This window comes from Rahnella sp. PD12R, assembly GCF_019200965.1.
In the GTDB taxonomy this organism is placed as follows: Bacteria; Pseudomonadota; Gammaproteobacteria; order Enterobacterales; family Enterobacteriaceae; genus Rahnella; species Rahnella laticis.
Genome location: NZ_JAHTMS010000004.1, coordinates 271,661 through 283,708 on the forward strand (window position 1 = coordinate 271,661; position 12,048 = coordinate 283,708).

Below are 12,048 nucleotides of genomic sequence, written 5' to 3' on the forward strand. Positions count from 1 at the left end.
ATCAGGAGAATAGAGAAGGAATATGACGGTTAAATGACAAATTCAGCCCAGCAGGCCGAGTTTTCCGGTCAGCTTTCTGACGACTTTCTTTTTCCCCGCCAGCGCGATGCCCAGCAGTGCTAAGTTACCCGTTGGCACGATGGCAACCGCTTCACGAAAGGCCGCGTAATCCGTGGTTTGCTGCCCTTCTGCCGGAAAAATAATGCCGTCCATTTCATCATCATTCAGCACATGCTGATGAAGCTGTGTGAGCTGTTTGCTGTCGGCAACCAGCACACTGATACCAATCGGGATCAGCCCCGGATGCTCGCGGTGATCGGCATCAATCAGCGGCGCACCGACCAGCGACGGATGGCGCTGGCCGAGCGTCAGCGCCAGCACGGCGGCGGCATTGGCGGCGTGTCCGGCGGTCAGTTGCTGATTGATGACGATCACGCAGCGTTCAGGCGAAGAAGAAAGAAGTGTTGCAGGCGTATTCATTATTAGGCTCCGGTCTGGTTGAACCCCGAGCTTAGCCTGCCGGTTTTTTTCAATCTGGAAGATTTGTGCACAAGCGCCGGTAATTCGCGGGCGTGAGCTGATAAGCGCGGCGGAACCAGCGCCCGAGATGGCTCTGATCGGCAAAACCTAAATCTGCGGCAACCGCCGCCGGAGTCCGGCCTGACGCCAGTCCGTCGCGGGCACAGGTGAGTTTTAGCTGAATAAAATACGCATGCGGCGGCAATCCGAATTCAGCTTTAAACGCGCGGCTGACCACAAAACGGCTTTCGCCGGTGGCGGCGGCCAGCTGTTCCAGCCCCATATCTTCGTGCAGATGCGCATGCAGATATTCCCGCGCCCGGTGCGCGATGCGTGACCACGGCGAGAATTGTTGCGGCTGCGGCGGCTGCCAGGTGAGATGCCCGCTCAGCGCGCTCAGCAAACCGTCGAGCGCCGTCTGGCGGACAATGCGCAGCTCTTTGCCATGCAGCGCCTGAAACGCCAGCGATGTGGCCTGCGCCAGACGCGGATCGTGCGCTAAGGTTTTTTCGAAACTCGGATCACCGGCAGAAGAAAGGGAGTCGCGTCGCGCCGTCAGTTCACGGCTGAGCCATTGCGGGTCAAGATACAACATGTGATAGGTGAAACCGCCGGGCTGCACGGCGTCACCGTCATGAATTTCGCCCGGTTCGAGCATAAAAACTTTGCCCGGCAGGCTCTGGTGTTTCTGACGACGGCAGCTGAACTGCTGCAACCCCTGCTGCGTAACGCCGACTAAATAGCTGTCGTGCCAGTGCGGATCGTAAGCATGGCCTTCGAAATGGGCGTGGATCGTTTCGATCCCGCTGTCTTTATCTTTCGACAAATCAACCCAGTTTGCAGACGCCATAAATACCTCACTGAACGTATTCACAGCAGAGTAACAAATAGGAGATATGAAGAAAACTCGATCGGCTCCCTCCCCTGCGAAGGGGAGGGTTGGGGTGGGGTATAAAGGTCAAAAACTAAAGTTGAAATGCGCTTAAGCAAAAATTTCTTCTGCTAAACCCCCTCCCAACCTCCCCCTTCGCAGGGGGAGGAGTTAAAAACTGTCTGCTTTATCTCCTGCACTTGCAGGGGGAGCTAAGAAAACTTACCGTTTAACGCTTTCGATAAAGGTTTTGCGGGCGGTTTTCGAGCCCAGACGTTCGGCTTCATCCAGCAGTTTCAGGGCTTTATCAACGTCACCGGCTTTCACGGCTTTCTTAATCGCGTCGTTGAAATAGCTTTCAGAATCGCTGAGCATTGGTTCGGCTGGTTTCGCAGGCGTGGTAGCGGGCGCAGCGGCAGGCTGGGTATTGCCGACAACAACCGGCGTTGCCGCAGCCGGTGCGGAAGACGGGAAGATCTGACCAATCATCACGTTACCGGTTTTCTGCTCGGCGCTGACTTTCAGGCTCAGCGTGCCGGTTGGCGTATGACGCGCAATCGGATCCGGGATATCCGGCACAGCGTTACCCACGCCTGCCGCAAAGGCTTTCGCCGGGTTGGTCATCTGCGTGGTGCCTGCCAGATCCTGACGTGTGGTGTAAACCAGCAGGTAAATTTGTTTCTGACCCAGTGCAGGCGTCAGTTTCAGCGTGCCTTCCAGACGATCGCTGGAGACAATGCCCGGCTTCTGGTACGGGAAATAGCTGGAAGGATAAAACGCTGCCGGACGCATCTGCTCATCGAGCACTAAGACGTTCGGCGCATAAAGTGTTTTGCCGGTGGCAATGCTGGTCAGCGTGATTTCAAGCGAACCGCGATCGGCAGGCAGCGCAAACGCGCCCACAGCGCCCTGAATTTCACCCTGATTAATCTGAACGCTGGAGGTTCCGAGCGTCACATCCTGCGTCACTGGCGGAACCAGCGGCGTCCATGAAAGGTTGCGTAAGGTCTGGCTGGAAATCGCCGGTGCCGTATTGGCATCATTTTGCGCAGCGTGCCCGACCGCAGGGGCAGCAGCCATCAGGCTCAGCGACAGACACAGTGACAGCAGATTTTTTTTCATTATTGTTTCCTTTGAAATCACCATGAAGGCTGGCGGTCATCACCGATAATCCGCCAGCCAGCACATCTTCTTTACTGCGATTTTTTTAAAGCTTTCGTTTATGCAATGAGGAGCCGAACCTCTAAATCATTCGCGTCACAGGAAGGCGGCAAGCCTCCAAGTCCCCGGGAGCGTAGCCAACTACGTGACCGGGGCGAGGATGCGCAGCCAACGCACCAGTGGCATGAAGGATGACGAGGTTTACCACCAGATTTCCATCTGTGCACCGAACGTTACTTCATCGTCGTTACCGCGGCTGAAGGTTCTTGTGCTGGTGTCATTCATCGCTAAGCCATTGTTTGCGCCGCTGTCGGTGTCATAACCCCATTTTTCATCCCAGTTCGCGTAGGTGGCGAAGACACGGATGGCCGGACGCGACCAGATGCTGTCACCTGCCTGCCACTGTTGCGCCAGGGTGACTTTGTACTGACCGTTTTTCTCGCTGGTACGCTGAGATTTCACGTTGTCGTAACCGACTTCCAGCAAGGTGCTCATGATTGGGGTCCATTTGTACATCGGACGGACACCCACGGTGTACCAGGTCGCGCCGTTGTTGTTGTCGCGGTCAACGTCCTGATACATCGCCACGTACATCAGGCTCCAGGTGTCGTTGAAGTCAATCGCACCGTGGTCAAGCACGCGAACCATGTGGCCGTTGCTGTTGATGTTACCGCCGTTGGAGTGACCGGTGGCTGCGCCTGTGTTCGGGTCAGTCATGGAATCTGTCGCGTATTGCAGGACAAATTTGTTGTAGCCGTTATAGATGCTTTGCGTGTGTTCTGCGGTCAGCAATACGCCGTCTTTTGCAGAATCTTTATCCAGAGAATAACCGTCACGCGCATTGGCACGACCGTAATCCACACCCAGTTCCAGCACGCCGCCCGGGTTCAGGTTCAGACCGGCCAGACGAACGTCGAACACGTCGTTGGAAGTCGGTACTTCATTACGCTGGTCGGCGATGTAACCGTAAGAGCCACCGCTTTCGGTGTTACGGGTCGCGGCCAGAGACAATTTACCGAAGCCCACATCGATATCTTCCAGACCTGCACCCGGGCCGGAAATATCCCAGTAGTAGAAGTCGATCATGTGAACGTCATGACGTTGGTAGAAACGCTTACCGGCCCAGATGGTGGAGCCCGGCAGCCATTCGATCAGGTTCTTACCCTTCACGTTTGCTTCGCGGAAAGCCGGATCGGTTGACTCCCAGTCGTTCTGTTGGGATACGGAATACGCCACGTTGGTGTCGAAGTAGAAGCTTTTATCCCCTTCTTTCCACACTTCCTGACCCAGTTTTAACTCTGCGTACGTCTCACATTCGTTACCGAGACGGTATTTGCTGTCTGCGCCTGTCGCTTTGAAACACTGTTGCTCACCACCGCTGCCGGTCCAGCCAATACCCGAACGGGCATAACCTGTAAAATCAACCGCCATTGCTTGTGTAGAAAGGATGCCAGCAGCCACTGCCAGCGCCAGGGAAGAACTACGCATTGTAATCATCATTTTCTCCTGTAGGGGATCGCGTGCTTTCAAACACCAGGTTCGGGGTGTAACCGGCGACATGCAGTTCCGTCCTCGCGGAACAGATGGCAGCGGTGTGGCGGCAAACCGATGGCGAATGTTGCACCTTCTTCTACCAGCACCACGTCGTTCTGGCGGTACACCAGGTTCTGACGAATTGCCGGAATTTGGATGTGGATCTGTGTTTCGTTACCCAGTTGCTCAACCACCTGCACTTCGCCGGAAAGCGTCACTTCGGCGACGTCGCTTGGCAGAAGATGTTCAGGGCGGATCCCCAGTGAAAGGTTGCTGCCGACTTTGACGTCGGTGCCTTCCACCGGCAGCCAGACTTGCTGGCGGTTGGGCAATTCGACCTGCACGCGCGCAGGCTCAGCACCGGTGACTTTCACCGGCAGGAAATTCATTTTCGGAGAGCCGATAAATCCGGCGACAAAGCGGTTAGCGGGATAGTGATAAAGCTCAAGCGGCTTACCGACCTGCGCGATATGCCCGGCGTCGAGCACCACGATTTTGTCGGCCAGCGTCATCGCTTCGACCTGATCGTGCGTCACGTAAATCATGGTGCGTTTCAGGCGCTTATGAAGACGGGAAATCTCGATACGCATCTGCACACGCAGCGCGGCGTCTAAGTTGGAAAGCGGTTCATCGAGCAGGAAAACGGTCGGTTCGGCGACCAGCGTACGGCCAATCGCCACGCGCTGACGTTGTCCGCCGGAAAGCGCTTTCGGGCGACGGTCGAGCAGATGCGCCAGCTGCAACACTTCGGAGACCTGATTCACCCGCTGGTTGATTTCAGCTTTTTTCGCGCCCGCCAGTTTCAGGCCAAAAGACATGTTTTCAGCGACGGACAAATGCGGATACAGCGCATACGACTGGAACACCATGCCGATCCCGCGTTCCGCAGGCGGCACTTCATTCATACGTTTATCGCCAATTTTCAGCTCGCCTGAGGTGATATCTTCCAGGCCGGCAATCATGCGCAGCAGCGTCGATTTACCGCAGCCGGATGGCCCGACAAACACTACAAATTCGCCCTCTTCGATTTCCAGATTGATGTCGCTGGAAATCACGGTTTCGCCAAAGGCTTTGTACACGCTGTTAAGGGAAACGCTCGCCATCCTGAACTCCTGTACTTGCTGCCAGCGGGAAAACTCAATGCAACGAAGAGTGAAGGATTAGCGGTTAAGCGTAATCATCCGTAACAAAGTTTTTCATGGGGGAGGAGCAGGGAGGATGACGAATTCATGCAACCGGATGAAAGTTCACGTCAAAAATCAAATTCGTGATCTGAATGGCAAAAAACGAACCATTTTTTTGAGTGATAAGCCACATAACGCCTGAGAGTGTCGGCGGGATCACATTCTGAGGGACGGGGGCGTAGAGGGGGGGATGATGAAGCCCTGACGGGTTAAATCCACACTGGCGTCGTACCCTGCCTTTTCCGTCTAAGACGGGAAGCAAACCGACTCCTAACAGGAATAAAAGGACTGGATTATGACCCTCAGCATTAAGAAGATCGTGAAACATACACTGGCACTTTCGGCGCTGGCTACCCTGGTGCTGTCATCTTCCGCTTTTGCCAAAATAGAAGAAGGAAAGCTGGTCATCTGGATCAACGGTGACAAAGGCTATAACGGCCTGGCGGAAGTCGGTAAGAAGTTTGAAAAAGACACCGGTATTAAAGTCACGGTCGAACATCCGGACAAACTGGAAGAGAAATACCCGCAAGTCGCGGCGACCGGCGGTGGCCCTGACATCATCTTCTGGGCGCACGACCGTTTTGGCGGCTATGCACAATCGGGCCTGCTGGCTGAAATCAGCCCGGACCAGACCTTCAAAGACAAGCTGTTCCCGTTCACCTGGGACGCCGTGACCTTTAACGGCAAGCTGATCGGCTACCCGGTTGCAGTCGAAGCGCTGTCGCTGATTTACAACAAAGACATCATCAAAGAAGCGCCAAAAACCTGGGAAGAAATCCCGGCGCTGGACAAAGAACTGCGCGCCAAAGGCAAGAGCGCCATCATGTGGAACTTGCAGGAACCGTACTTCACCTGGCCAATCATTGCCGCTGACGGCGGTTACGCGTTCAAGTATGAAAACGGCAAATACAACATCAAAGACACCGGCGTAAATAACGCAGGTTCTCAGGCCGGTCTGCAATTCATCATCGATCTGGTGAAAAACAAACACATCAACGCCGACACCGACTATTCCATTGCCGAAGCCGCCTTCAACAAAGGCCAGACCGCGATGACCATCGACGGCCCGTGGGCGTGGTCAAACCTCGACAAGAGCAAAATCAATTACGGCGTGACGCTGCTGCCAACCTTCCATGGCAAACCGTCTAAACCGTTCGTCGGCGTGCTGACAGCCGGGATCAACGCCGCCAGCCCGAACAAAGAACTGGCGAAAGAGTTCTTGGAAAACTATCTGATCACCAACGACGGTCTGGCTCTGGTCAACAAAGACAAACCACTGGGCGCCGTGGCGCTGAAAACCTATCAGGAACAGCTGGAAAAAGACCCGCGCATTGCGGCCACCATGGCGAACTCCAAAAATGGCGAAATCATGCCAAACATTCCGCAGATGAGCGCCTTCTGGTACGCAGAACGTAGCGCGATCATCAACGCAGTGAATGGCCGTCAGACCGTTCCACAGGCGCTGAAAGACGTCGAAACCCGCATTACCAAGTAAGCACTTTTCAAGGCAAACACCGGCGCGGAACTCTCGGGTTCCGCGCCGTGAATAAAAGGATTTCCCTATGAATGCTCGAAAAAAACGGCCGTTCAGCACTGCGTTAAAATGGCTGGTGATCAGCCTGCTCGCCTGCTTTACCGGTTATCTGATCGTGCTGATGTATGCGCAGGGTGAATACCTTTTTGCCGTTCTGACGCTGATTTTGTCCAGCCTCGGTTTATACATTTACGGTAACCGTCACGCGTATTCATGGCGCTACGTTTACCCCGGTCTTGCCGGAATGGGGCTTTTCGTCCTGTTTCCGCTGATTTGTACCATCGCTATTGCCTTCACCAACTACAGCAGCACCAACCAGCTGACGTTCGAACGTGCGCAATCCGTTCTGATGGGACGTGAGTTTCAGGGCGGAAAAGCGCTCAACTTTGCCCTATTCCCTGCTGGTAAAGAGCCAGCCGGTGACAAATGGCAGCTGGCGCTGACGTCGGCCGATGACAGCGAGACGCTGGTTTCTCCGCCTTTTGCGTTCGATGCTTCCGCACCCAAAACGCTGGAAATGCTCCCGCAAACCCCGCCGTCTGCTGATAAAGCCGGGCTGCGCGTGGTGACGCAAAATCGTCTGGCGCTCGGCCAGTTATCTGCAAAATTGCCTGACGGCGAGATCCTGCGCATGAGTTCCCTGCGCCAGTTCTCCGGCACGCAGCCGCTGTACAAGCTGGGCGAAGATCATAAACAGCTGACTAACGTACAGACCGGCACGATTTACCGCCCGAACATGGACACCGGTTTCTATCAGGCCGTGAACGCTCAGGGCGAATGGCAGGCTGAAAAACTCAGCCCCGGATTTACCGTGGGGATCGGCTGGGGTAACTTCCTGCGCGTTCTGCACGACGAAGGCATTCAAAAACCCTTCCTGTCCATTTTCGTCTGGACGATTGTTTTTGCGCTGCTGACCGTAGTGCTGACCGTGGCCGTCGGCATGGTGCTGGCCTGCGTCGTGCAGTGGGAAGAGCTGAAAGGCAAAGCGGCGTACCGCATCCTGCTGATCCTGCCGTATGCGGTGCCGGCGTTTATCTCGATACTGATTTTCAAAGGGTTATTCAACCAGAGCTTCGGGGAAATCAACCTGATGCTGAGCGCCCTGTTTGGCATCAAACCGGCGTGGTTCAGCGATCCGATGACCGCCAAAAGCATGATCATTATCGTCAACACCTGGCTGGGTTATCCGTACATGATGATCCTGTGCATGGGCCTGCTGAAAGCCATCCCCGACGATCTCTACGAAGCTTCCGCAATGGACGGCGCGACGCCGATGCAGAACTTCTTCCGCATCACGCTGCCGCTGCTGATCAAACCGCTGACGCCGCTGATGATCGCCAGCTTCGCGTTTAACTTTAATAACTTCGTGCTGATCCAGCTGCTGACCAACGGCGGCCCGGACATGCTCGGCACCACCACACCGGCCGGACACACCGATTTACTGGTCAGCTATACCTACCGCATCGCCTTCGAAGGCGGCGGCGGGCAGGACTTCGGGCTGGCGGCGGCGATTGCCACGCTGATCTTCCTGCTGGTTGGCGCGCTGGCTATCGTGAACCTGAAAGCTTCACGCATGAAATTCGACTGAGGAGAAACACAAAATGCCAATGGTTAAACCTAAGTCGCAAAAAGTCAGATTACTGGTGACGCACCTTTTGCTGCTGTGCTTTCTTGCGCTGATCCTGTTCCCGCTGCTAATGGTATTCGCCATCTCGCTGCGGCCGGGTAATTTCGCGACGGGCAGCCTGATCCCCGATCAGGTCTCGTGGGATCACTGGAAACTGGCTCTGGGGATTGCAGTGACCAACAGCGACGGCAGCATTACGCCGCCACCGTTCCCGGTGATGCTGTGGTTGTGGAACTCGATCAAGATAGCCGGGATCACCGCCGTCGGGATCGTGGCGCTTTCAACTACGTGCGCCTACGCCTTTGCCCGCATGAAATTCCGTGGCAAAAGTTCGCTGCTCAAAGGGATGCTGATCTTCCAGATGTTCCCGGCGGTGCTGTCGCTGGTGGCGTTATACGCCCTCTTCGACCGCCTCGGCATTTACGTGCCGTTCCTCGGGCTGAACACCCACGGCGGCGTGATCTTTGCGTACATGGGCGGCATCGCGTTGCACGTCTGGACCATCAAAGGGTATTTCGAAACCATCGACGGCTCGCTGGAAGAAGCCGCCGCGCTCGACGGTGCAAGCCCGTGGCAGGCCTTCCGGCTGGTGCTTTTGCCGCTGTCCGTCCCGATTCTGGCAGTAGTCTTTATTCTGTCGTTCATCGCCGCGATTACCGAAGTGCCGGTGGCATCGCTGTTACTGCGTGACGTGAACAGCTACACCCTGGCGGTGGGTATGCAGCAATATCTCAACCCGCAAAACTACCTGTGGGGCGACTTCGCGGCTGCCGCAATTCTGTCGGCAATCCCGATTACGGCAGTGTTCCTGATAGCCCAACGCTGGCTGGTCGGCGGCCTCACGGCAGGCGGTGTGAAAGGTTAACTGTTTTAAAATCTAATGCGCTTACCTCCAAAATAATTCGAGGTGCAGAAAGGCGGCAAGTGAGTGAATCCCGATGAGCTGACAATAAGTCAGTGATTCGGGTGAGCGAGTGCAGCCAACGCATCTGCAATTCGAAGTATGAAGGAGGGTTTGATTTCCCTGTGTCTTCAGCGGCCTGATAGGCCGCTTTTTTTTGTCTGAAAATTCATGGCTTACAGGGTGCTGAGGCGGGTTGCGATATCGCGCATGGCATTTCGCGCCATCTGGCTGATTCCGCCAAGCTGGAAAAAACCGTGGATAACGCCCGGATAACGCTGCGCTGTGCAGCTAACGCCCTGCTCCGTCAGGCGGGTAAACAACATTTCACCTTCATCGCATAACGGATCGTATTCGGCTGTAATAATATGCACCGGCGGCAACCCTGAGAAATCATCACGCCATAACGGGCTGACTTCGGGATGCATAAAATCTGTGTCAGGATAATAAGCTTCAAAACCGCTGAGCAACGTGTCGCTGGTGAGGACGTAATCAAAACCATTACGCTGATGGCTGGCAGATGACGCAGTGGCGTCAATCATCGGGTAAATCAGAACCAATTGCTGAGGCAACCACTGCCCCGCATCGCGCAGACGAAGCGCTGTTATCAGGGCAATATGTGCGCCCGCGCTGTCCCCCGCAAAAGCAATGCGGCGGCGATCAACACCCAACCTCCCGGCATGTTCCCTGATCAGATTTGCAGCACGTTCCGCATCATCGTGCGCTGCCGGATAAGCATGCTCAGGTGCCAGACGGTATTGCACCGCAATCACCCGACAACCGCTGAAAAAGGCCAACTGACGCAGCTGATTATCATGCGTCGTAAAACCCCCACTCACAAAACAGCCGCCATGAAAATAGATCACTGCAGGCAGTATTTGAGCCGCATTTAAAGGCGACATCACGCGCAAAGAAATGCCATCGATAACCACATCTTCAACATTTACACGCTGCTCGATATCCCCTGCTAAAACCGTGCTGGCAACATACCCGGCACGACGTGCCTCATAAGTCTGACTGCGAGATGACGGACGACCTGCGCCGATAAAATCATTAACCAGGGAGGCGATTTCGGGTTCCAGAGGCATGGGGGATCATCCTGAGTGTGGGGGAATTTAGGAGTGTAATCCGGTTATCGGAAAGAGGAAAGGAGAGGTGAAAGCGGGGAAAAGGAAGTTTTGGCATAAAAAAAGCCACCCGTGGGTGACTTGATTTTCATACTATTGGTGCCGAAGGCCGGAATCGAACCGGCACATCTTTCGATGGTTGATTTTGAATCAACTGCGTCTACCGATTTCGCCACTTCGGCACTGAAAGTAGTATGCGGAAAACGTGGGCATTATACCCAGCCCAGCCGGTCACGCAATAGTTATCCGGCGTTGTTCGGTTTAAGTGTTGAAAAAACAGACATCAGCCGCAGGGCGGCGGGATTTTGCTGACAAAAATCTTCCGTTTGTGCTCGTTTTTCCAATGCCGATTTTTAAACTTCGCATTAGTATACAAATCACGAATAGTTTATGGCCTGTTGATGGATACCCGCTTGTTGAAAAAACTCTCCCTTTCGCTCCTCGCGCTGGCGTTTGCCAGTACGCCTTTATGGAGCCACGCGCAGCAAAATGCGCGTCTGGCGTCGCAGGTCGTGGATGACCATGCAGAACACATCTTTTACGGCAGCGGCGCGATGGGAATGGCGCTGGTGGTGGTGGATAACAATCAGCAGGTTTTCCGCAGTTTCGGGGAGACGCGTCCCGGCTCTGACCTGCGTCCGCGTGAAGACTCAGTCGTTCGCATTGCTTCCCTGACCAAGCTGATTACCAGCGAAGTGCTGGTCAAAATGGCGCAGCAGGGCAAAGTCAGCATTAACGATCCGTTGCGTAAATACGCGCCAGCCGGTGCGCGGGTGCCTTCTTACAGCGGCACAAATCCGATTACCCTGCTGAACCTGGCGACGCACACCAGTGGCCTGCCGCGTGAGCAGCCAGGCGGTGCGGCGAATCGCGCGGTCTTTACCTGGCCGACAAAAAGCGATCGCTGGAGCTGGCTGAGCGTGGCCAAAATGACCACTCCGCCTGGCGCGCGCGCGTCTTACTCTAATCTGGCCTTTGACCTGCTTTCCGATGCGTTATCCAAAGCCGCCAATCAGCCGTATACGCAACTGTTGCGCGATCAGATAACGCAGCCGTTAGGTATGGTGGATACGACCCTGACGCCGAACGCCAGCCAGTGTTCGCGCCTGATGGAAGGTCTGCGCCCAAGCCCTTGCATTAACACCATTGCAGCCGCGGGCAGCGGTGGCATTTACTCCACGCCTGCCGATATGGGCCGCTGGATGCGTCAGTTCCTCGGGCAGCGCACTGCCACAGCTGAAATGGCGCAGAAGATGTATTACAAGCGTACCGATCTGGTGTCGCTGAAAGGGATGGATGTGCCGGGCATGGCGGATTCACTGGGAATGGGCTGGGTAACGATGGCGCCAACGCCGTTGCTGCCGCGCATTATCCAGAAAACCGGTGGCGGTGGTGGCTTTATCACGTATGTCGCGATGGTTCCGCAGCGTGGCGTCGGCGTGTTCGTGGTGGTTACCCGCAGCGAGCTGACCAAGTTCAAAAATATGAGCGATGGCGTGAACGATCTGGTGGCCGATCTGGTGCGTAATAACGAGATCTGATGGCGAGATTAGCCCGGATTGCAGACGTAAAAAAAGCAGGCATTGCCTGC

At 55.2% G+C, this 12,048-nt stretch carries 10 protein-coding genes and 1 tRNA gene; 4 read left to right on the plus strand and 7 right to left on the minus strand.

All coding sequences use genetic code 11. From position 1 onward, the window contains the following. Positions 1 to 42 precede the first annotated feature (42 nt). From KWG64_RS10530 to malK, 5 genes are all read right to left on the minus strand, one after another. Positions 43 to 480, minus strand: coding sequence for a DUF2000 domain-containing protein (locus tag KWG64_RS10530; RefSeq protein ID WP_218521858.1), 438 nt, complete (start codon positions 478 to 480; stop codon positions 43 to 45). A gap of 49 nt (positions 481 to 529) precedes the next feature. After that, the gene (locus KWG64_RS10535) at positions 530 to 1,369 is read right to left on the minus strand and encodes an AraC family transcriptional regulator (protein WP_218521859.1); all 840 of its coding nucleotides are present in this window, start codon (positions 1,367 to 1,369) and stop codon (positions 530 to 532) included. 243 nt (positions 1,370 to 1,612) lie between these two features. Continuing rightward, a complete protein-coding gene (malM, locus tag KWG64_RS10540; protein ID WP_218521860.1) occupies positions 1,613 to 2,512 on the minus strand; it encodes a maltose operon protein MalM in 900 nt (299 codons plus the stop codon). A gap of 240 nt (positions 2,513 to 2,752) precedes the next feature. After that, a complete protein-coding gene (locus KWG64_RS10545) occupies positions 2,753 to 4,051 on the minus strand; it encodes a maltoporin (protein ID WP_218521861.1) in 1,299 nt (432 codons plus the stop codon). 26 nt (positions 4,052 to 4,077) lie between these two features. Continuing rightward, positions 4,078 to 5,187, minus strand: a complete 1,110-nt coding sequence (gene malK, locus KWG64_RS10550) for a maltose/maltodextrin ABC transporter ATP-binding protein MalK (RefSeq protein WP_104924367.1) — start codon at positions 5,185 to 5,187, stop codon at positions 4,078 to 4,080. Positions 5,188 to 5,563: 376 nt separating this feature from the next. On the opposite strand from malK, the gene malE reads away from it, so the two are divergent. From malE to malG, 3 genes are all read left to right on the plus strand, one after another. Continuing rightward, entirely contained in the window at positions 5,564 to 6,763 is a 1,200-nt protein-coding gene (gene malE, locus KWG64_RS10555) for a maltose/maltodextrin ABC transporter substrate-binding protein MalE (RefSeq protein ID WP_218521862.1), read from the plus strand. Between the two features lie 67 nt (positions 6,764 to 6,830). After that, the gene (gene malF / locus KWG64_RS10560; protein ID WP_218521863.1) at positions 6,831 to 8,390 is read left to right on the plus strand and encodes a maltose ABC transporter permease MalF; all 1,560 of its coding nucleotides are present in this window, start codon (positions 6,831 to 6,833) and stop codon (positions 8,388 to 8,390) included. A 13-nt stretch (positions 8,391 to 8,403) separates the two neighbouring features. Further along, the gene (malG, locus tag KWG64_RS10565; RefSeq protein ID WP_195815614.1) at positions 8,404 to 9,294 is read left to right on the plus strand and encodes a maltose ABC transporter permease MalG; all 891 of its coding nucleotides are present in this window, start codon (positions 8,404 to 8,406) and stop codon (positions 9,292 to 9,294) included. Between the two features lie 212 nt (positions 9,295 to 9,506). Here malG and KWG64_RS10570 read toward each other — a convergent pair whose 3' ends face one another. Then, positions 9,507 to 10,418 carry an alpha/beta hydrolase gene (locus KWG64_RS10570; protein WP_218521864.1) on the minus strand — a complete coding sequence of 304 codons (912 nt, stop codon included), beginning with the start codon at positions 10,416 to 10,418 and terminating at the stop codon, positions 9,507 to 9,509. Positions 10,419 to 10,554: 136 nt separating this feature from the next. Further along, a tRNA-Leu gene (locus KWG64_RS10575) sits at positions 10,555 to 10,639 on the minus strand. A gap of 219 nt (positions 10,640 to 10,858) precedes the next feature. Here KWG64_RS10575 and ampH point away from each other — a divergent pair. Continuing rightward, the gene (ampH, locus tag KWG64_RS10580) at positions 10,859 to 11,998 is read left to right on the plus strand and encodes a D-alanyl-D-alanine-carboxypeptidase/endopeptidase AmpH (RefSeq protein WP_218521865.1); all 1,140 of its coding nucleotides are present in this window, start codon (positions 10,859 to 10,861) and stop codon (positions 11,996 to 11,998) included. The last annotated feature ends 50 nt before the right edge of the window (positions 11,999 to 12,048 follow it).

Excerpts from the sequence above, each read along its gene's own strand:
- malG (WP_195815614.1), top strand. The coding sequence starts at position 8,404 with ATGCCAATGGTTAAACCTAAGTCGCAAAAAGTCAGATTACTGGTGACG.
- KWG64_RS10535 (WP_218521859.1), bottom strand. The coding sequence starts at position 1,369 with ATGGCGTCTGCAAACTGGGTTGATTTGTCGAAAGATAAAGACAGCGGG.
- ampH (WP_218521865.1), top strand. The coding sequence starts at position 10,859 with ATGGATACCCGCTTGTTGAAAAAACTCTCCCTTTCGCTCCTCGCGCTG.
- malF (WP_218521863.1), top strand. The coding sequence starts at position 6,831 with ATGAATGCTCGAAAAAAACGGCCGTTCAGCACTGCGTTAAAATGGCTG.
- KWG64_RS10570 (WP_218521864.1), bottom strand. The coding sequence starts at position 10,418 with ATGCCTCTGGAACCCGAAATCGCCTCCCTGGTTAATGATTTTATCGGC.
- KWG64_RS10545 (WP_218521861.1), bottom strand. The coding sequence starts at position 4,051 with ATGATGATTACAATGCGTAGTTCTTCCCTGGCGCTGGCAGTGGCTGCT.
- KWG64_RS10530 (WP_218521858.1), bottom strand. The coding sequence starts at position 480 with ATGAATACGCCTGCAACACTTCTTTCTTCTTCGCCTGAACGCTGCGTG.
- malM (WP_218521860.1), bottom strand. The coding sequence starts at position 2,512 with ATGAAAAAAAATCTGCTGTCACTGTGTCTGTCGCTGAGCCTGATGGCT.
- malK (WP_104924367.1), bottom strand. The coding sequence starts at position 5,187 with ATGGCGAGCGTTTCCCTTAACAGCGTGTACAAAGCCTTTGGCGAAACC.
- malE (WP_218521862.1), top strand. The coding sequence starts at position 5,564 with ATGACCCTCAGCATTAAGAAGATCGTGAAACATACACTGGCACTTTCG.